Annotated in this window: 16 protein-coding genes; 11 read left to right on the forward strand and 5 right to left on the reverse strand. The window is 45.5% G+C overall.

The features are described from left to right. Positions 1-67: 67 nt before the first annotated feature. Positions 68-1,465 (forward strand): ribosome biogenesis GTPase Der, encoded by a 1,398-nt coding sequence (gene der / locus BM021_RS07090; protein ID WP_090720314.1) that lies wholly within the window; start codon positions 68-70, stop codon positions 1,463-1,465. Between the two features lie 40 nt (positions 1,466-1,505). Here the strand turns inward: der and BM021_RS07095 are convergent, their stop codons facing one another. The 3 genes from BM021_RS07095 to BM021_RS07105 all read right to left on the reverse strand — a co-directional run bounded on the left by BM021_RS07095 (position 1,506) and on the right by BM021_RS07105 (position 8,737). Next, positions 1,506-2,939 (reverse strand): dihydrolipoyl dehydrogenase, encoded by a 1,434-nt coding sequence (locus BM021_RS07095; RefSeq protein ID WP_090720316.1) that lies wholly within the window; start codon positions 2,937-2,939, stop codon positions 1,506-1,508. A 71-nt stretch (positions 2,940-3,010) separates the two neighbouring features. Next, positions 3,011-6,937: a translocation/assembly module TamB domain-containing protein gene (locus BM021_RS07100; protein WP_090720319.1), complete on the reverse strand. Its 3,927-nt coding sequence runs from the start codon at positions 6,935-6,937 to the stop codon at positions 3,011-3,013. Between the two features lie 9 nt (positions 6,938-6,946). Then, positions 6,947-8,737 (reverse strand): autotransporter assembly complex protein TamA, encoded by a 1,791-nt coding sequence (locus tag BM021_RS07105; RefSeq protein ID WP_256207823.1) that lies wholly within the window; start codon positions 8,735-8,737, stop codon positions 6,947-6,949. A gap of 167 nt (positions 8,738-8,904) precedes the next feature. On the opposite strand from BM021_RS07105, the gene BM021_RS07110 reads away from it, so the two are divergent. The 9 genes from BM021_RS07110 to BM021_RS07150 all read left to right on the forward strand — a co-directional run bounded on the left by BM021_RS07110 (position 8,905) and on the right by BM021_RS07150 (position 18,026). After that, positions 8,905-9,579 (forward strand): uracil-DNA glycosylase, encoded by a 675-nt coding sequence (locus tag BM021_RS07110; RefSeq protein WP_090720321.1) that lies wholly within the window; start codon positions 8,905-8,907, stop codon positions 9,577-9,579. 27 nt (positions 9,580-9,606) lie between these two features. Then, positions 9,607-9,795, forward strand: coding sequence for a tautomerase family protein (locus BM021_RS07115; RefSeq protein WP_090720325.1), 189 nt, complete (start codon positions 9,607-9,609; stop codon positions 9,793-9,795). 5 nt (positions 9,796-9,800) lie between these two features. Beyond that, on the forward strand, positions 9,801-11,618 hold the full coding sequence (gene uvrC / locus BM021_RS07120; protein WP_090720327.1) for an excinuclease ABC subunit UvrC: 1,818 nt from the start codon (positions 9,801-9,803) through the stop codon (positions 11,616-11,618). Positions 11,619-11,673: 55 nt separating this feature from the next. Further along, entirely contained in the window at positions 11,674-12,270 is a 597-nt protein-coding gene (gene pgsA, locus BM021_RS07125) for a CDP-diacylglycerol--glycerol-3-phosphate 3-phosphatidyltransferase (protein ID WP_090720329.1), read from the forward strand. A gap of 433 nt (positions 12,271-12,703) precedes the next feature. Next, positions 12,704-13,687, forward strand: a complete 984-nt coding sequence (locus BM021_RS07130; protein ID WP_090720331.1) for a lysylphosphatidylglycerol synthase transmembrane domain-containing protein — start codon at positions 12,704-12,706, stop codon at positions 13,685-13,687. A gap of 30 nt (positions 13,688-13,717) precedes the next feature. Further along, positions 13,718-14,887, forward strand: coding sequence for a non-hydrolyzing UDP-N-acetylglucosamine 2-epimerase (gene wecB, locus BM021_RS07135; protein ID WP_218147829.1), 1,170 nt, complete (start codon positions 13,718-13,720; stop codon positions 14,885-14,887). Then, positions 14,884-15,870, forward strand: a complete 987-nt coding sequence (locus tag BM021_RS07140) for a polysaccharide deacetylase family protein (protein ID WP_090720333.1) — start codon at positions 14,884-14,886, stop codon at positions 15,868-15,870. The genes wecB and BM021_RS07140 overlap by 4 nt, the downstream gene beginning before the upstream one ends. Positions 15,871-15,904: 34 nt before the next feature. Further along, on the forward strand, positions 15,905-16,690 hold the full coding sequence (locus tag BM021_RS07145; protein WP_177186319.1) for a glycosyltransferase family 2 protein: 786 nt from the start codon (positions 15,905-15,907) through the stop codon (positions 16,688-16,690). After that, positions 16,674-18,026 carry an FAD-dependent oxidoreductase gene (locus BM021_RS07150; protein WP_177186320.1) on the forward strand — a complete coding sequence of 451 codons (1,353 nt, stop codon included), beginning with the start codon at positions 16,674-16,676 and terminating at the stop codon, positions 18,024-18,026. The genes BM021_RS07145 and BM021_RS07150 overlap by 17 nt, the downstream gene beginning before the upstream one ends. Before the next feature lie 541 nt (positions 18,027-18,567). On the opposite strand, the gene BM021_RS16050 is transcribed toward BM021_RS07150, so the two are convergent. After that, positions 18,568-18,702 (reverse strand): hypothetical protein, encoded by a 135-nt coding sequence (locus BM021_RS16050; RefSeq protein ID WP_256207824.1) that lies wholly within the window; start codon positions 18,700-18,702, stop codon positions 18,568-18,570. A gap of 76 nt (positions 18,703-18,778) precedes the next feature. Here BM021_RS16050 and BM021_RS07155 point away from each other — a divergent pair, with 76 nt between their 5' ends. Further along, positions 18,779-20,554 (forward strand): hypothetical protein, encoded by a 1,776-nt coding sequence (locus BM021_RS07155; protein WP_090720340.1) that lies wholly within the window; start codon positions 18,779-18,781, stop codon positions 20,552-20,554. Between the two features lie 120 nt (positions 20,555-20,674). On the opposite strand, the gene BM021_RS16575 is transcribed toward BM021_RS07155, so the two are convergent. Next, positions 20,675-20,947 (reverse strand): transposase, encoded by a 273-nt coding sequence (locus tag BM021_RS16575; RefSeq protein ID WP_177186321.1) that lies wholly within the window; start codon positions 20,945-20,947, stop codon positions 20,675-20,677. Between the last annotated feature and the right edge of the window lie 203 nt (positions 20,948-21,150).

Genomic DNA, 21,150 nt, shown 5'->3' on the forward strand with positions numbered 1-21,150 from the left:
CATCTCTAATACAGGCGTCTACTTTTCCATTTTATGACATATAGCCATGTAAAGCGATTAGCAAAAAATGAAACCGACACTTGTGCTGGTCGGCCGTCCTAATGTTGGCAAATCGACCTTATTTAATCGCCTGACTCGTAGCCGTGACGCCATTGTTGCTGACATTCCTGGTTTGACACGGGATCGTCATTACGGGCAAGGCAGAGTGGGCGATAAGCCCTATCTGGTGGTAGATACCGGAGGCTTCGAGCCGGTCGTCAAAGAAGGGATTTTGCATGCCATGGCTAAACAGACGCTGCAAGCGGTTGATGAAGCGGACAAAGTGCTGTTTATCGTCGATGGGCGCCAAGGTGTCACTGCACACGACAAAATTATTGCCGAGCAATTGCGCAAATCCGGGCAAAATATTCTGCTGGTCGTAAATAAAACAGAAGGCATGGCGACAGCCGTTGTTACGGCGGAATTTTATGAATTAGGCTTGGGTGAGCCTTGCGCGGTGTCAGCCATGCATGGCGATAATATCAAAGAACTTGCCGATCTGGCATTGGCTGACTTTCCAGATATTGGAGAAGAATCTTCTGCTCGCAAGCATCCCAAAATTGCCATCGTAGGTCGTCCAAATGTCGGTAAATCGACGCTGATCAATACGTTGCTGGGCGAGGAACGGGTAATTGCATTTGATCAGCCCGGTACGACTCGCGATAGCATTTATATTGATTTCGAACACAAGGAGAAACATTATACATTGATCGATACAGCCGGATTACGGCGTCGTGGTCAGGTATTTGAGGCCATTGAGAAATTCTCAGTCATCAAAACCCTGCAGGCAATCGAAGATGCGAATGTTGCAGTGCTGGTACTGGATGCCAGAAATGAAATTTCCGATCAGGATGCGCATATTGCAGGCTTTATACTGGAAGTCGGGCGTGCGTTGGTCATTGCGGTGAATAAATGGGATGATCTGGATGAATATCAGCGCGATACCGTTAAGCGCGAACTGAATCGCAAACTGGGTTTTCTGAACTTTGCGCAAATGCACTATATCTCCGCATTGCACGGCACTGGCATGAATAACCTCCTGCCTTCCATTGACAAAGCCTATGCCGCAGCCATGGCCGATTTGCCAACGCCTAAATTGACGCGTGCATTGATTGCCGCGGTTGAAAAACATCCGCCACCGCGCGGGGGCATGTCACGCCCCAAAATGCGCTATGCCCATCAGGGCGGATCCAATCCGCCACTTATTATCGTGCATGGCAGCATGCTCGATCATGTGCCGGAAACCTACCGGCGTTATCTGGAAAATACCTTTAGGGAAGTTTTTAAACTGACAGGTACGCCACTACGGGTTGATTTTAAGGTCGGACACAACCCTTATGCTGATAAAAAACCCGCACCGCCCACGGAAGCGGAATTGCAGCGTGCGCATAACCGGCGGCGGCGTAACCGTAAGAAATATGGCTAGATGTGCAATCTGATTCCATAAAATGAATGACTGTGCTCAGTCAATCAAGTGCATCAGCATTAAATGGCCCACAGGAAGCCAAATCAGATTCGCTGCAGGCAGGCAATTGGGCAGCCAGATTACGCAATGCTGTACGCAAGCCTTCCTCAAGAACTGGATGGTAATAAGGCAGGCGCAATAAATCCCAAACCGTAAGTGAACGGTCAATGGCTAATGCCAATAAGTGAGCCATATGTTCACCTGTTGGTGCGCACATTTCACTACCCAACAGACGACCACTTTCCGATTCTGCATAAACACGTAATACTCCTTTATTGCGTTGTGCGGCACGGGCGCGTCCTTGACGATCAAAATTTACTTCACCGATCACTATATTTTTTTCGTTGAGTAATCGGAAATGTTCTCCAATGGTCGCTATAGTGGGATCCGAAAAAACGATACCCAGCGGCGTGCGTCGCCTGAAGCACACGATTTCTTTTCGCACTGCATTAAGCCCTGCGATATGCCCTTCATCTGCAGCTTCATGCAGCAGGGGTATATGATCATTTACATCTCCAGCCAGAAACACTGGGAGATCGGCTATTTGCATGGTTTCAGGATTTACCGGCGGTAATCCCTGCTCATTTAATGAAATGCCCAGCGTTTCTAATCCAATATCGTCAATGTTGGGGCGGCGCCCGAGTGCTACCAGCACCTTATCTACCGAGACGTTTATGTCACCTGCTTGTATGAAGATGCAATTTTTACCAGGCTCTGGAATCAGTTCAGCTTTTTCGCCTAAATGCAATGGAAATTCCTGGGAAAGTAAATCCACTGCCACCTGATTAATTCGTGGATCGCTTAAGCCACCAATTAATTTATTGCTACCGAACCCTGCTACTTTTATTCCCAGTCGGGATAGCGCTTGCGCCATTTCTACTCCAATCGGCCCCATTCCTACTACTGCCATACTTGCAGGTAATTCTTCTTGTTCAAATAATGTATCGGTTGTTAGCAGATGATTTCCCAATGCCTGCCATTTAACAGGTACGATTGGCCGAGATCCTGTTGCGATAATTATTTTCTTTGCATCGAGATTTTTATCATTGACGAGAACCTGATTCGGCCCTAGTATACGTGCACGACCAGAGATCGCGCGTGCACCCAGTGCTTGAGTTGTTGCTAGGGTGCTGGCTACGAAATCATCACGAAGCTTACGCACACGCTGCATCACACGGGTAATATCAATGGTTAACTGATCTGCACCTTGAATCCCAAAGGTATCAAATGTGGTTCGGTGATGAAAAGCATTCGCTGCTTCAATCAGTAACTTGGATGGCATGCATCCAACGCGGGCGCAAGTGGTTCCCCATGGACCATCATTGATGATTAAAAAACGCTTGGTACGCTTCCTGACTTCCCGTAATGCTGACAATCCTGCACTACCTGCGCCAATAATAATGACATCCAAAGTTTCTTCGGTATGTTCAGCCATGCTATTCCTCGCTTATTTCGATTTTCTACATACTGTTTCTGCCAGTGAGCTTCAGATTTATTTGAGTGAATCTAATCAAACTGAAATGTATAAAATAAATCAATGGCATTATCTTCACCGGTTTGCGTGACAACGGTTATTTTGGGAGTCAGGTTGTAAGTCAGCTTAGTGATTCCCATTGTGGTTGCCATCAGGCCACGTTCATAGCTCAAATAAGCACGTGATGAAATGCGTTTTCCGATCACACCGATTTGTCCACCCAATGAGCTACTGACAGGTATCTGTTGTCCGCTCAATGGACTGCCGACGGCTACCTGCTGCCCGCTCGACGGGCTGCCAAAGGGCTGTTGTCCGCTCAATGGGCTGCCGACACCTGCTTGTTTGAACGAGATTTCATCCACACCTAATGCCCGGGTAAGTTGTTCGGTTACGCCGCCACCAGATCGCCCTCCCAATATCACTCCAGCTGCTGACAGTAATACCGAAGTATCTAAACCACCTGCATCGGGCTTTCTTCCCAGAACAATCCAGGAAAGTTTTTCGTTATCAGGAACATTGGGAGCCGACACCAACTTAACCTGAGGGTGGCGTACCGAACCCATGATCTCAATACCGGCCTCAACCGGTAAGCCTTCCCGCACAGCCAGAATATTTAATCCGGGATCATCCAGCGGTCCATTAAAGTTAACAATGCCGCGCCTGACTGTAAGATTCTGACCATATGCTTTAAAAGTCGTCTCTTTGGTCGCAATCGAACCATTCACCTTCAGTTTATTTTTTTGATCATTTTGTACTTTCAGTCGTCCAGTCAGACGACCTTCCAAGCCAGATACCCGTAAATAGAATTTTTCTCCCAGATCAACGCTGATATCCAGCAGGACGGAAAAATTCTGTTGAGTTGTATCTTGCGGAGAATTATTCACGAGAACAACATCTTCAGGCAATTCAGGTCGATCTTCCGGTGGTTGCTGCAATAAGCCGGCGTCTGTCCGGAGATCGCCTCTCAAATTCAGGACGTTCTTGTGCAACCTGGCTTGGCCCGAACCGGATGCGATGATCCAGTAATCTGTTTTATGTGTTAACGGTAATTGATTAATTTTAAAATCTAAGTAGCTCTCATTGCCAGTAAGTCCAATACTCCCAGTGATGGTCAGGGAGCCTGATGTGCCGTCCAGCTTAAGTTCCTTGGATAGGCGATTATCCGGTGGTGCTTTGTGGGGTGTGATAAAGCGTAGCTGATCGATTTGAAGGTCTGATTGATGGAATTTTGCAGTCAAGGCGCCATGCTGTAAATCTATTCCTTGCTCTAATAACAGAACACTCAGTTCCTTACCAGTGGCAGTGCCTTCAAAATCTGGTTGATTCAGCGTTCCTTTAATATTTGCCTGAATCTGAAGTTGACCATCTGTACGTATATCACCGCCCAGAATGGAATCCATCCATTTTAAGTTAGTGATGTGAGCAATCACCTCCCCATTCAGCGGTGCTTCATTCGGAATAGACCAGCCATTGTTCGAAGACTTGGTGGGTATAGTTAAATGTGCATTAGCTGAGCCAATCAATTTGCTGAATAATTCAAATGTACCCGTTATTTTTCCATTTTGGGCGGCTACCTGCAGTTGCAGCGTTTCCAGACCTAAAGGAGGTGATAGCTCGCCGAGTAAAGACCAGTCGCCTTTTTCTCGCTGAATTTGTAAATTGCCGGTTAACTGAGAATCAGAAACGAAATTCCAATAACCTCTAAAATGTAATGAATGTTGTTTTAATTCAGCATGTTCACCGGGAAGTAAACCAATACTGGAAAAATGACCCTGGGTTTTCCAGTTTTTTGGCGTCCATTGAAGCTGATCAATGTCCATAAACCCATCGGAAATTGAGAATCTTGCATGTCCGAATGAAACAAATTCAGGGCTGATTGAAACTGCTGTGGGCGCCATTAAGCGAACGGGTATTTTGCCAACAGAGGATAATTCTATTAGCTGGCCTTGCCAGCGCGGGGATTGAGTTTTGCGGTCGATTCCCCCGGTTGTTTTTAGCTGGATTTGAATATCATTGTTAATCTGTGCCTTAGCAAAGAGGGTGTGATCAGAAGTTTTTCCATCCACATTCATAATTAAGTGCTTAACCCGTGCTTTTTCACCGGCAGCGTAGCGATCAATTGCTAACTTGAATGACATCACTTCATTTTGTAAGCGCCCATCGGCAGTTAATCCGGAAAAAAGCTGATCTCCTGGCAAGCGTAATTGCCGGCTTTTTAGCTTCAAAGCAAAATCAGGTAATTTAAGATTTCCGCTCAGTGTCATGTATGCCTGCAAATCGCCTGCTAAACCGAATCCAACATGTTCTAAAGTTGGCGCATTCAGCGTGAATTGAAATGAATCCCTTGGCTCTCCAATACTTCCCTGTGCCAGAAAATGATTGGACCCCACCTTTAATTCTGCTTTACCCTTGAATCGTTCAAACCCGCTGAATGCAATCTGACCGGCTCCTGCCACGAGAGATTTCGCCAGCCGGCTTTTTTGAATGACATACTTTAATACTCCAGAGATTTGCGGAGCCAATTGTCCGGACAGATTGATGGCTGCATTCAAGTTTGAGTCAGGCGCTTCAATAAAATCTGCGATATTGAAATTGGCCAAATGACCGGACAATTCGAATGTCTTTGCATTGCCGAGATCAAGCTTGCCTTGCCCGTTTAATTGGGATTTGCTGCGCTGAAGATTGAATTGCTCGAGTGTAATGCGCTCGCCTGATCGGGTCACCGCGGCATTTAGGCCAACTGAGTGATCCTTAAGATTGATACGTGCAGATTGTGCCTGCACGTTGCCTACCAGATCAATTTGGCCAGAAACTTGCGCGGCGCGTATACGGCTGTCAATACGTTGCGGATTTAATTGGTTAATCAGCAAATGCGCTGAACCGGATTGTTCTTGCATACGCCACATCAGATCGCCGCGCAGAATTTCATTAGCGCCTATCCGAGCACGGATATCTTGTAATTTTAAAAATTCTGAAGTAATGAACGCTTGCGTGCTGATGGCAGAGAAGGGCAGACCGCCATCGTTGAGTACGGTTGTTGCTTGGTTTTCAACCACAATCTTGCCTTCCAGTTGCCCTGATTGATTCGTAATTAAATCTGCGGTTACTGAGAGGCTGGCATTCGGCGCATCAGCAAGAAAACCAGCCGGGTTAAGTTTTTCCAGCATTGCATGCAATTGTGCTACGGGATTAGCTGCAAACGGTTGCAGTTGAATATACAAATCTCTTTTTGGAGCTGACTGTTTGGCACTGATCTGAATATTCATTTGCTCCAGATTGCCGGTAACCGCAGCCTGAGTATCTCCCCATGGATCGGCATCAGACAGATCAATGTATGCGGATACATCAAACGGAGAATCTCCATTGAGTTCTGCCTGAATGTGGAAAGCTCCCCATGGAGTATGAAAGTTGAGATTGTTGAGTCGATGATAGTGGCCATCGCTCTCCAGCGACAGGGCGAGATCAGAAATGATGAATTCAGAATCCTCATTTTCCGCCGAAGTTAGTCGGATTGAATTGACTTGAAGTGCATGAATCGAGATAGCCAATGGAATCTGCAAGTGATCGGGCAGAGTGCGTTGTGGTGCTGGCGTTGTGGAAGGTCGTGTATGAATAGCCATGGTTTCAACAGACAGTTGATGAATGTTTACCCGCTCCTGAAGCAATTCACCGGGATGCCAGGAAACATGGATATTTCGCATCACAAGCTGAAATTCATCACTGGAGAAATGAACATTTGTGATGTGCATATTTCGCAGTGTTCCGCGAACTTCTTCGAATTGAATAACGCCAGAACTCAATCGATTAATCATAGAAAAAGCCCATTGTAGCCCTGACTGGCTGTTCAGTAACCAATATCCGACGATTGAAACTGAGAACAGGAGTGCAAACACCAAGCTTATAAGCCAGTTATATTTTTTATTCTTTAAAGTTTGATTGTTATGAATGTGATTGGTCATGATCGAATTTCAGAATGCCACTGCCATTGAGAAGTGTACGCGCAGCGTGCCTGTTTCATGCGCCCGAGCCAAATCAAGTGCTATCGGTCCCGCAGGGCTTCGCCAGCGGATACCACCACCATATCCCAGAAACGGGTGCATTTTCTGCCAACTGTCGGCCGCGCTACCAATATCTGCAAACACAGCTGCACCCCATTGATGCGTTAGCCAATGGGTATATTCGATAGTGCCGGTGGCCATGGCACGACCACCAACAATCGCATTGCCTTCCTGTACACCAATGCTTTTAAAGTCATAACCGCGAATCGACTGGATGCCGCCGGCGCGGAAAAGATATTCCTGAGGAATTCCAAATCGTGATGAAGCGAGCGTATAGCCCACCTCTGCTCGCAAGAAAATCACATCTTGAGAGCCAACTGGCCACCAGCTTTGATGCCGCGCATAGCTGCGAATAAAATCCTGATCTGATAACAGTTGCTGGCTGCCTCCACCAATCCGGATCTCTGTTACATCACCGCGTCGAACGTAAACCGGATCATCGACCACCTGGCGCCGCCATCGCCAATCAAGGGCTAATGCTTCATTCGTTTGGTGAATTGCGCCAGCCGGCTTTTTTTCCTCCCTTAGCCAATTCAATCCGAGCTGCATTTGAATATGTTGAGTCTGATAATTGCGAGTAACGCCTACTTTTTGCTCAACTGTCTTCAAGTTTTCAATATCTGTCATTTGAAAACTGGCGCCCATTGAATAATTGATATTATTCTGATCGGGAAGCGTATCAATGCCGGTAAAAAAGGTTTGACGCTTTTGTTCCAGACGCAATATGCTGGTTAAGTTCCAGGCGCGGTCCAGGAAATTATGATTACGATAATTGATCTCACCACGCGCGCCATTGTTCGAGCTGTAACCAGCACCGAAGGCAAAGCGCTGTGACTGGGCTTCGGTCAAAACGACCTGAACAGGAATGGATTTATGTTGCTCGATATCGGGAGAAATACTGACTGAAACCGTGCTAAATTGTGGAGCCTTTTGCAGAGCAGTCTGAAAGAGATGTAGTAAATCGCGCCGATAAACATCACCAGCTTTGAAGGGTGCGAGGTTAGTGATCAATGTCTGATCATAGCGCTCTAGCCCGGTGATTTGGATAGCACCTAAATAAAAAATCGGCCCTGAATCAATGGAAATAGAAAGATCAGCGCGTGCGCTATCAGGATCAACAGTAGCCTGGCTCGCGGCAATAGCTGCTGCAGCAAATTCTTCTCGGGTTAACTCCGATAATAAAGCTGCTTTTGCTTTTTCCCATTCAGCAGAACGGAAAGGAGAATCTGTCTGCAAAGACCATGCAGCACGAATCTGTTTAATACGCTTCTGATACTTTGTATCTTGTGTGATTTCACCTTCAAAGGTAATCGAAACTTTACCAACGCGCGTTAATACGCCGGGGTCCACCTTGATTTCAGGTTTGGTAACTGCATTATGCGTCTGCTGTGATAATGAAATTGACGGCGAGAAGTAACCCTCTGTTGCTAATAAACCGCGAATTTCTTTTTGTGCGCGATGCAAAAAAGTTTTCTCAGCCGTACTGTCAGCAAATGGCTCGGCTGGAAATTTAAAATACTTTACAAGAAATTTTTTAATATCGTCAGGGGCCGACAATATAATGACCGATGAATTTTTGGTGGAATCGGGTGTTTTCTGCGCCAGAGTCACGCCAGGAGCGACGATGATGAGTAGCAGGATTATTGACCAGAGTCGAATAGAAAAATGATGAGTTTCTGATGCGGTGCTTGGCGTAATCACTTGATCTGCAAATGGTTAAGACTTCAACCTAATTATCATTTTTTTATTATTCTTATGGTTAATAAAGCGCATTTTTTAAAATTCAAAAAGATTATGCGAAAAACTGCATTTGAATAATCGAATTGCATAAGTCGCATACACTATAACTAATTATTCTGACTTTACGAATGGCGAATGATTCTTTAACTTACCCATGGAGTAATCCGGATCTGCATAATTGTCAGCAATGCCCGCGTTTATCCAATTTTTTGCAAGCTGTAAGAACCCAGCATCCAGATTATCATGCGCGGCCCGTCAGTGCTTTTGGTGATGCGCACGCCAAGCTATTAATTGTTGGTTTGGCTCCTGGCATGCATGGCGCCAACCGGACAGGTCGGCCATTTACTGGCGATTACGCGGGAATTCTACTGTACCAGACATTGCACCGATTTGGTTTTGCTACTCGGTCTGAGTCTGTTTCTGCAGATGACAGACTGCAACTGCCAGGTTGTCGCATTACCAATGCAGTAAAGTGCTTGCCGCCGGAAAATAAACCCATACCCCAGGAAATCAAGCGATGTAATCAATATCTAAAAGCAGAAATGAAGGTGTTTATAGAGAATGGCGGAATGGCAGTACTTGCACTGGGAACGGTCGCACATCAGGCGACACTAATGAGCTTACAACTTAAATTAAAGGATTATCCATTTGCTCACGGGATTATTCATCATTTACCGCTGAGAAACGGTCTTAAACTTTATGACAGCTATCATTGCAGTCGCTACAATACACAAACCAAACGCCTCACCCCGGAAATGTTTAAGAGCGTTTTTGATAAAATCGTTGCTGATATCAATTTATAACATCATCATTAATAAGGAGGATTTTATATGCCGTATGTCAATATCCGTATTGCAGGCACACTAACACGCGAACAAAAAAAGCAAATTGCTGCAGAGCTGACTGATACGCTCGAGCGCATCGCCAAAAAACCAAAATCCTATACGTATATTAGTTTTGATGAGCTTCCCGATGAAAACTGGGCGGTGGCAGGAAAATTACTCAGCGGCGAGGATTAAGCAGTTTGTCGAATACCAGTTTTAACGCCAAGGAATTTTGCATCAACCTGCCGCTTCAGCCAGGGGTTTATCGCATGATAAACGTCAAAGGCGAGGTGATTTACGTTGGCAAGGCGATCAATCTCAAAAAGCGTGTTTCTTCCTACTTTCAGAAAAGCAATTTGGGACCCAGAACCCAGTTGATGGTTTCACAGGTGGTCAATATTGAAACTACCGTTACACGTTCCGAAGCCGAAGCGCTGTTGCTGGAAAATAATCTGATCAAAAGCCTGAAGCCGCGCTATAACATCTTGTTCCGGGATGACAAATCCTATCCGTATGTGATTCTGAGCGGTCATGATTTTCCACGGTTAGGATTTTATCGCGGTGTGCTGGATAAAACGCATCAGTATTTTGGGCCTTATCCCAATGCTGGCATCGTACGCGAGAGCATACAGTTGTTACAAAAGATATTCCGCTTGCGCACTTGCGAAGATAGTGTTTTCAGCAATCGTACTCGTCCCTGCCTGCTGTACCAGATTAAACGTTGCAGTGGCCCATGCATTGGTCAGATTAGCCACCAGGCCTATCAAAATGACGTCAGAAACGCTGAATTGTTTTTACAAGGCAAGCAAACCGAAGTTTTGGAAGTGATCTCGACCAAGATGCAGCAGGCTTCCGATCGTATGGAATATGAACAAGCAGCGGTATTGCGCGATCAGATTCAAGCACTGCGTAAAATTCGTGAAAAGCAGTTTGTTGATAGTGGAAAAGCGCTTGATGCCGATGTCGTAGCTTGTGCGCAGATGAATGGTTCTGGAAAAGTGTGCGTCAATCTGGCCATGATCAGGGGCGGGCGGCACTTGGGCGACAAGAGTTTTTTTCCTCAGAACGCGGATGACTGCACGCCAGCCAGTGTACTTGAAGCATTCCTGGCGCAGCATTATTTGAATCGAAGCGCGCCGCCACTGATTATTCTGGGTGCAAAAATCGAACGCGAAGCGCTGCAGCAACTATTAACCGAGCAATGCGGACATAAAATTATCATTCAATTAAATCCTACGGGTGAGAAGCGCGCATGGCTTAACATGGCAACCGAAAATGCCTATTTGGCATTGAAACAGATGATGAGCCGGCAAGCTAGCCAGGAAAAGCGCTTAATGGCATTGCAACAGGAATTGCATATGCCCGGTTTGAATCGCATTGAATGTTTCGATATCAGTCATACGCTAGGGGAAGCTACGGTTGCTGCCTGTGTTGTGTATGATAATTTTTCCATGCGTAATAACGAATATCGCCGTTATAACATCGAAGGCATTACACCCGGTGATGATTATGCTGCCATGCGTGAAGCCTTATCTCGGCGCTATCAAAAAGTTGTCAGTGGCGAAGGGCAATTGCCCGACCTGATTCTGATTGATGGGGGAAAAGGCCAAATAGCAGCGGCACAGGAAGCCTTGCAGGAGCTGGGAATTTCTGATGCTAATTTGTTGGGTGTAGCTAAAGGCGAAGAACGGAAACCTGGTCTTGAGCAATTGATTTCTCCCTCCCTGGAAAAGTCGCTACAATTACCTAGTGAGCATGCCGCATTACATCTGATACAGCAAATCCGGGATGAAGCCCATCGTTTTGCAATCCAGGGACATCGTAGCAGGCGCAGCAAAGCAAGGACCAGCTCCAGTTTAGAAGAAATCAGCGGTATAGGTGCTAAGCGCAGGCAACGTTTGTTAGGTCGATTTGGCGGATTAAAAGGAGTGCTCACTGCAAGCATTGAAGAATTACAGCAAACAGAGGGAATCAGCCGGAAGCTGGCCGAAAAAATATATAAAGAATTGCATTATTAGTGTTTGGCCTGAAGATCAGTTTAAATCGATATTTTTATAATCAGTCAGTTTTCATATGCCTTACAATTTACCCAATTTATTAACGTGGCTTCGCATACTGGCCATACCGTTATTTGTTGGTATTTTTTATTTCCCGCACTCGTGGTTATCTCCCATCAATCAGAATTTAGTTGCTACTTTGATTTTTGCCGGTGCGGCTGCTACAGACTGGCTTGATGGTTATCTGGCGCGGGTTCTCAATCAAACATCTGCTTTTGGTGCATTTCTTGATCCAGTTGCGGATAAGTTGATGGTTTCTGCCGCACTAATTGTCTTAGTTTATCTTGGGCGATTAGATGCACCGATCGCTTTAATTATTATCGGACGGGAAATCACTGTATCAGCGCTGCGTGAATGGATGGCGCAAATCGGTCAATCGAAAAGTGTCGCCGTATCTTTTCTCGGTAAAATCAAAACCACTTCGCAAATGATTGCAATTCCCTTGCTGCTTTATCATGAGAATATTAGTGAGAATGTGAGCCCGCAAGAAATCGGCACCTGGCTTATTTATCTTGCCGCCATTCTAACGCTATGGTCTATGTTCTATTACTTGAAAGCTGCTATGCCACAGGTGCTGAAGGAAGAAAAAAAAATCCTTGATGATCAAATTTAATTAATTGATAATCACGAAATCTATATCAAATGCCAGCCAGTCACATCAGAATTCATTCGCTGCTGCGCAAATGTTGTAAGCACATGAATTCTACAAAAAACAATAGGATCTCATGCAAAACTGCACGCCTTGTATCAAACCATACATATAGAAAATTAGGATCAAAGTTTTTTTACTCTTTGTTCCATATTATAGAAAAAGATTCTTACATTACAATTAATGGTAGTACGAATGCTGGTACGTATAGCTATATCAGACTTCAGAATATGCTCTCGTACAATCTTCATAGCCTATGGATTTTATCCAAAATAGTATGTCATGAAAGTGTTATATAGGACAAATCACTTAAAAGGTTAGGACAAATGCTTGAAGAAATCATCAGAATATATTGTTACCATAAGAAGATCTTATACATCACAATATTTAAAATTCTATGACGATAAAGATTGAGTTTAAATGGACAGTGCTTGGTATCATAATAGGACTCATCTTTCTCTGGCTTTCATTACGAGGCATCGATACTCAAGCGATGCTAGAGAGTCTTGCGACTGTTAAATTTTTACCGGCTATGATGGCCTTGGGAGCCGGGTTATTATTTATGCTGGTTAAGGCTTGGCGTTGGTCTATTATTTTAGGGCCAGTAGCTCCTGTGGAATTATCATTGTTGCACTCTGCGGCTTACATTGGTACCGCAGCCAACCTGATTATCATTCATTCTGGAGAAGTGCTCAGAGCCGCTCTGATTGGACGCAGATCACGCGTTGCATCGAGTGCTGTCCTTGCATCAATAGGGGTCGAGCGAATCTTTGATTTTATGGTGGTAGTGGCACTGTTCGGTGTTCTTTTGACTATAAACCCGCAGTTACCCGAATATGTTGCCGCAGCTGGATTTATTGCCATATTTATGGTGGTAGCAGGCTTGATAGCAATTGTGTCGTTACTGATGCCATCGAAAATTCGGCGTAATGTAAGATTACTGGTTATTCGCCTCTTACCGGAGAAATTATCGGTGATGATTAGGGGCCAACTTAAACGCAGTCTCGTGGGATTCTCAGCGCTGGGTAGTCCGTCTATTGTGATCAATACTTTTTTACTTTCTATCTTGCAGTGGAGTTGTATTGTTGGCGCAATCTGGTTATGTGCTATTTCGGTTGGTTACCCGGCTACATTCTCAATGGCGGTTACGGTGTGGGTGCTAATGGTTGTTGGCCTCACTTTACCATCCTCTCCAGCGCAATTAGGAACGACACAATTAGCTTTTACATTGGGCCTTTCTCTTGCACTTAATGAGACAGAGGTTCCTTTTGCAGCCTCGGTTGTCTATACCTGTTGCGTGAATATACCTTATATGATCATTGGTGCAGCGTGCTGGTTACGGTCCGGCGGAATCGATGTACAGCCAAAAAAAATACAATAAATTCTTTATTAAAAGAGAAGGGAAGCTGACGTGACTATAAAATCAGGATCTAATCGCGGTACCATCAAGACAATCCTTACGCTTTTTGGAACCCGGCCAGAAATCATCAAGCTGGCACCAGTTATCTGGGCAATTGAGCGTCGTCGAGACATTTGGCGAAGTGTCACTGTTTCATCATCGCAGCATACGGATTTGCTGCGACCCTTTATACGTGAATTTGGTATAAGCATCGATCATGATTTGGCAGTTATGACACCTGGTCAGACGCCAAATGCTGTATTGGCACGGGTGATTGAGGCAATAGAGCCGTTACTCCTGACTGAGCGACCCGATCTGGTCTTGGTACAGGGCGATACGACAACGGCAATTGCCGGGGCATTGGCAGCTTTCTATGCGCGAATACCGGTGGCTCACGTGGAAGCAGGTCTGCGTACAGGCAATCGCTATAGTCCGTTTCCAGAAGAAATGAATCGCCGCCTCATAACTCAATTGGCAGATCTCCATTTTGCCGCTACTTCCAATAATGTTGAAATATTGATTGCTGAGGGTGTTCAGAAAAATTGCATTGTACTTACTGGAAATCCGGTTGTTGACGCTCTCCAGCACATCCTCGCCCGTTCAACGGCTTCTCCATCGCTTTCCAAACTACTTGACAGTATTACGAATAAGCGTCTGATTGTGCTCACGACTCATCGCCGGGAGAATTTCGGAGAAGTCATGTCTTCACATCTGAAAGCGTTAAGGCGATTTGTAGAGCGGCATCAAGATATTGAGTTGGTTTTTCCGGTGCACCCAAATCCATCGGTGCGCGCCGTGGTCGATGCAGAATTTACTGGTGCAGAGCGAGTTCATTGCATTGAGCCGCTCGAATATGCCGATTTCTTGCACTTGCTATCACGTGCATGGCTAGTGGTTTCTGATTCAGGAGGTGTTCAAGAGGAAGCGCCTTCATTGGGTAAGCCATTATTAGTCTTGCGCGATACGACAGAACGGCCCGAAGTACTTGATTGTGGGATCGGACGGCTTGTTGGTCATTCTGGGGAGCGTCTTGAGGAGATGCTCGAGACGGCACTCGTGGACAAAACCTGGCTCAGTATAGTAAGCACAACAGAAAATCCATTTGGTAAAGGCGATGCTGGGGAAAAAATAGCATCAGCCATCGAACAGTTTTTGACTGCTGGAGAAGGCGACATATCATGACTCAAACGCAACATCATCAAGTTGGCAAGCCACTAGCAAATCTGTCCTTGGATTTGGATAATGAATGGGCCTATCTGAAGACTCACGAAGATCCCATATGGGAATCCTATCCTTCTTATTTGGATGTTGTCGTTCCTCGGATACTTCACGTACTCGAGCGCCGCAAGTTGCAGATTACAGTATTTATAGTTGGCCAAGATGCGGCACTTGAACACAACCGTGAGGCGCTGGCGCAAATTGCGCGTGCCGGGCATGAAATAGGAAATCATTCTCTGCGTCACGAACCTTGGCTACATCTGTTTTCTGAGCAAGAACTCGAGCAGGAGTTGGCGGAGGCAGAACAACATATACAGGCTGCAACTGGCCAAAGACCCACAGGCTTCCGCGGACCGGGCTACAGTCAATCATCAACAATGCTACGCGTATTAGCTCGGCGTGGTTATAATTACGATGCCAGCTCATTACCAAGCTTTATTGGTCCAATTGCACGTGCTTACTACTTTGCTACCGGGCAATTTAATGCTGAGCAACGCGAGCGTCTCAATCGTTTATTTGGCAGCTGGAAGGATGGACTCCGGCCACTCAAACCTTATCGTTGGCGTTTCGATGGAATTTCCCTGTTGGAAATGCCTGTGACGACTTTCCCCGGTTTCCGGATTCCGATCCATTTGAGTTATGTCATGTATTTAGCTGGATTTTCTACGAGCCTGGCACAAATCTATTTCAATACTGCGCTCCGAATGTGCCGCCTGTTCGGCGTGGAACCATCAATATTACTGCATCCGCTTGATTTCTTGGGTGGAGAAGATGTACCCCGATTGCGATTCTTTCCCTCCATGGGAATGACTAGAGAGAAGAAGATTGCCGTAGTTGAACGTTGTCTGGATAGCTTGACACATTTGTTCGATGTGCGATCAGTAGGTGACCACGCTGCAATAGTAGCTACCCGAAAAAATTTGATGGAAGTGGAACCAAGTAGTTAATGATGACGTTAACGTTATGTGGCTAGGAGAGAAAATGCTAGATAAGAAGATTACAGTCATGCTACCTGCATACAATGAAGAAAAAGATCTTCCCGTATTGCTGGGTCGCATTCAGCGTGCGCTCGATGGATGGGCTGATTATCGAATTCTTGTGGTCGATGATGGCTCGCGCGACCGAACCGCACAGATTGTGCGTGATGCAGCGGCAAAGATGCCAGTAGAGCTGATACAGCATTCTCAAAACATGGGGCTTGGCGCAGCGATGCGCACCGGGCTTAAGGCGGCGGCACAAAACAGCGATGTTGTGGTTACCCTTGATGCAGATAACTCCCAGGATCCAGAATTGATCAAAACAATGGTAGAGCGGCTCGGTGAGGGTTTTGATGTGGTAATTGCATCTCGTTTTCAGCCTGGCGCGCAGGAAATCGGTGTACCGCCGTTTCGCGTGCTCCTGAGTCATCTTTCAAGCGCGGGAATTCGTACGTTAGTTCGTTATCCAGGTGTGCGTGATTATACTTGTGGGTTTCGAGTTTATCGAGCCGAGACACTGCGTAATTTGATTAGTATGTTTGGTGACAACTTCATACGCGAAAATGGCTTTTCCTGTATGTTCGAGCTGTTGCTGAACCTTCGCACACTGCATGCCCGTGTCTCAGAAGTACCACTCGTGCTTCGTTATGACCTCAAAGAGGGTGCCAGTAAGATGCGTATTCTACGCACGATGTGGCGCTACCTAATTACACTGACACGTGGTTTTTTGCCGCTTTCTTGGCGCGTGAAATCAGGACATGAAGGAGCTTCCAATGGCAAGAAGTCCTAAGGATACTGGTGCTACCAGTATGCCCAGGACTATCGATGCCCATCGTATTGCGGTGGTAGGTGGCGGCATTGGTGGCTTGGTGGCGGCTTACTGGCTTGCCAAGTCAGGTGCCCGGGTAACCGTTTACGAAGCCTCTGATCAGCTTGGTGGTTTGGGCACTTTCTTCCAGTACCGGAACGTCTTTCTCGAACGTTTTTATCATTGTATGCTGCCAAGCGATCGGCACTTGCTTGGCGTGTTGCGCGAGCTTGGCCTTGAGGACCAGATCTATTGGAAAGAAACCAGTTTTGGGTTTATGCGTGATGGACGACTGTATGGCCTTAATACGCCTCTCGAACTACTGCAATTCAGTCCGCTCTCTTTGGCTGACAGAATACGCGTTGGCTTGACCGGTTTGTGGGGAAGCGTTTGTTCATCAAAAGGATTGGACGATGTAACATGTGTTGAATGGTTAAGCCGACTCTCTGGGCGACGTGCCTTTGAAATTTTTTGGAAACCAATGCTGCAAGCTAAATTCGGCGATCGTTATCATGAAGTGCCTGCTCTCTGGTTTTGGACGCGCTTTAACCGTGAAAAAGGGGGCGGAAAAAGTGAATGCAAGGGATACATTCATGGCGGCTATCGGCGCATCATAGACACCTTGGCCGATTCAATCAAAGCGCACGGTGGCACAGTCAAATTACAAGCTCCTGTAGAAAAGCTGGATCTTGCCGAAGATGGACTACTCACCGTTCATGTGGCACAGGATACACCAGAAGTATTTGATCGCGCTGTTATTACAGCCCCTATTTTCTTTCTGCGCAAGGCAATGGCGAATGGTCGATTGGCTAGTGTTGCAGGGCAGATTGATACCGAAATCGATATGCAAGGTGTGGTGAATGCCGTGCTCATGCTGCGACGCGGATTTACAAAGCATTATTGGGTTGCTACGATCGATGAGGAAACCCCATTTCAGGGTATTGTAGAGAGCACAACTCTACTTGAAAAGACCGATACTGCAGGCGTACATCTAGCTTATTTGATGAACTATGTACACCGCACCGAGCCACGTTTTCATCAAAGTGATGCTGAGATTCTGGAAGCATACGTGGCAGGGTTAAAGAGGCTTTTCCCAGATTTTCAGGATGAAGATGTGATCGATCGCTTTGTGTTTCGCGCACCTTTCGTGGAGCCGCTCTATACCACGGGCTACCAGCAGCGTAAACCCCCAACAGTCTTGCTTTCTGGAAAGCTTTATTTGGCCACGACTACCCAGGTTTACCCGGAGGTTACGTCTTGGAATGGCACAGTCGGCTTAGTGCGAAAAGTTATTGATGAACTGCTTGCTGAGAAATAGGGAACCCAATATTTAAAGGAAGTGAAGCAAAATAACGTGCAATTTTCTTATTTTTACCAGAAACTGAATAATTAAGTCATGAATGTAAGAAAAATAAGGCAAGAAGGTAGACTGCAGGTATTAAAATTTTAAAATTATCAAGTGGAATAGAACGGCTAGGGGTTATGGTAATACACTAAAGCACTTATGCTTATGTGTATGTAATTTTCCTGGAGAATCTTTATTAATCACTATTACCTTATGCTAATATTATTGGATTTTCGTCAATCAATTGTTAATTGCAATAATACGATAGCGAAAATATAGCTTGATTCGTGGCAGAGGAATAGTTAAAAAACAGAACTTCTCTGGGACTCGATATTGCATTGTTATTTTCCAACTATATTCATCACGGATTGAATCTACAAGAACATATTTGGAGTGAGTTGCCAGTAAGTTGCTTTACAGCTGAGCTTGCAGCGATGTTTTGAGAGCCATTCAACGCTATTATCAGATAGAATCGAATAATTGGTAATGTGATTATGGCGAGTTGGAGTTAAGCTTAGTTGCTAGCAGGGGGCATTCGAACATAATAAGCCAGCATGATCCTGGGATAACCAGACCACCAGCGCATCTTTCCATCGCCCATATCGGTGATCGTACATTGATCGGCCAGTTGATCAGGCCTGATCAGCATAAAGACACTTTTAAATCTAAACGAATGAAAATGAGCCTTTTTATTACCGATAACAATAATAAGGAAACAGACTACTTTGAATACCGAGTCGCGCGCATATAATATTGACAAGCTTGGTAAATTTGCAGAGTGGTGTTCTTTGTTACATCCTTTCTACGTACTGCTGCTGGTATTTTTTATCGCATTATTGTTTCATTCTGATCTGGCTCCACTAGAAGAAACTCACTGGGATGCACCGATCTACGTGCAGCTTTCCAAGAGAGCTGCAGAGACAAATATGCTGGCTGAATATCATCAGTACGCTCATGACGTTCAGCCTGGCCCAGGTGATGATGCGTATTGGTATTTCACGCGCATTGGCCATATTCTTTTGCTCGGTGAAGTTACTCGGCTATTTGGTGCTACCGAAACTGCGCTTGTGGCAATGCAATGGCTGTACCGTGTTTTCATGGCATTAGGTGTAACTCTCTGCATAACATTGGGTTTGCGCCTAGTTATTTTATTGCGATCTGAAAGACCAGATCCTATCTGGTGGGCAGGATATCTTCTTGCAGCAGTTACTTACATTGCTTCAGATAGTTATCGTGGACTTCAAGGTCACCTGACCAGTGAACCTCCAGCATTTCTGGCATTGGCTGTTTTCGCTTTAATGCTACTGAAAGCCGTTGAGCGCCGATCTTTAATAATAAGCATTTTTGCTGGTTGTTTGCTATTTCTGTTATTTTTTATTCGAATTGATGCGGTTTTGCCGGGGATAGTTTTTTTGATTGTATTGTCGGCGACAGCAGTGACACTGAAAAAGCTTGATGCGGTACCAGGCATTGTCGTAGCTGGCTTTGCTTCATTAATTTTTTACTTGTTATATGCCTGGTGGTTTTCTCCATTAGTCAATCCCCAAACATTGGTGAACTTTTCCTCTGAGGCAAAGGAAATGTTTCCCGGAGTCCCAGCCAAGAGCCTATTTGCCATCGTAATTGCAGGAGGGTTATTGTGGGTAGGGGCCTGCGTGGCAGTATCGATATTATGGCGTGATCCCGTGATTCGCTTTGCTGTGGTATGGCTTGGGTTGGCACTGCTGCCCATGGTGATCGATAGCTTGAGTGGGCGCTCAGTTCAAGCGCGTATGGCTTTTTTTGTCGCGCTGCCACTTTTGGTTCTCGCGGGCGAGGGTTGGAGCTGGATTCTGCGGAGTTTTATTAAGCAGCGAAAAATTCGCCCTTTAGCAATAGCGTTGAGTTTTGTAGCGATATTGGCATTTACTCCTCATTCGCTGGTAATGCAAGAACTTCGTAGTCTGGCGGTTAATCATTTGCCACTAGAGATTCAGAGATACTTATTCATTTCATTATCCAGAACAGGCGCGATTAGATCCACTCCACAGTATCAGGATGCCAGATTGGGCTTGCTTGTTCGTTCGGTGTATGAGCGCTTGTCTTTAGAATATTCGAAGGCACGAGAAATAGGAGAATATTTGTATGTTCCCGAACGACCTGCTTATTTGTTATGGTCAAGTGACGAATTGGCTGATCAACAACTATCCTATCGCTCGCTTCAAGGTTACATAAGGTTGTTCCGCTATTTTGGTAAAGAATATCCAAAAAATGCGGATATTGTATTAACAAAGCCGAGAAAAGCCAGCACTGAACCTTGTACTGCGCAAGCGCCAACAGAGCTAGAGCCTGTGGTATTTTGCTCAACCTTTGATTCTTCGGATTTAGAAGTTTTGCAGAAGAGCAATATTCCTTTATATATTCTTAATGCTGGGGAATATCCAATGCCGGATATTCCACAGTTAAAACTTAAAGTTTTATTATTTTCACCACCGTTTGTAATGTACGGAATTGCTGAATAAGAAATAACCTTTTGAATTCTTGAACAGGAAGTACAAATTCTTGATGAGGTTTGGTGGAAACGGCTCAAGGCGCAGAAATGATTGTTCGTTCCTCCGCTTAAAGAGAAAATAGAGGAACGTTTAGTAAGCGGGTGTGTTAACTCTCCCAAAACGCCGCACACACTTTCGAGTATAAACTTGTCGAAAACATGAGTCTTGCCGGTCATTGATGACCAGGTGCAGCTTGAACCCATAAAACCAATCCACGCTCGTCTTTTCCCAGGCAGCAAATGCTGCCATCACTTGATGTGACCAGATGCGGCGATTGTGACATACACTGATCCTGGTCGAATCAATGAAGCTGATCCCACTGCAGCGCCCAAAGCGGCTAATCAGAACACAGCTCAAGGGCACCAGCGTTACCTTGCAACAGCTCAACAAAGCGATTGTAACTCACCAACCCTGGAAAATAAGGTCGCTCATGCCTCAATACCTGATTCAGGTAATAGAGCATTCTGCATTTAATTCCAATTACAGATAGAAACAGTAATAATATAAGCCTTTACCTTTGGTAGAGGTCATCATGGCACGGAAGGCAAGTGGAACGGAGCAACTTG

The organism is Nitrosomonas sp. Nm166, assembly GCF_900112825.1.
Lineage (GTDB): Bacteria > Pseudomonadota > Gammaproteobacteria > Burkholderiales > Nitrosomonadaceae > Nitrosomonas.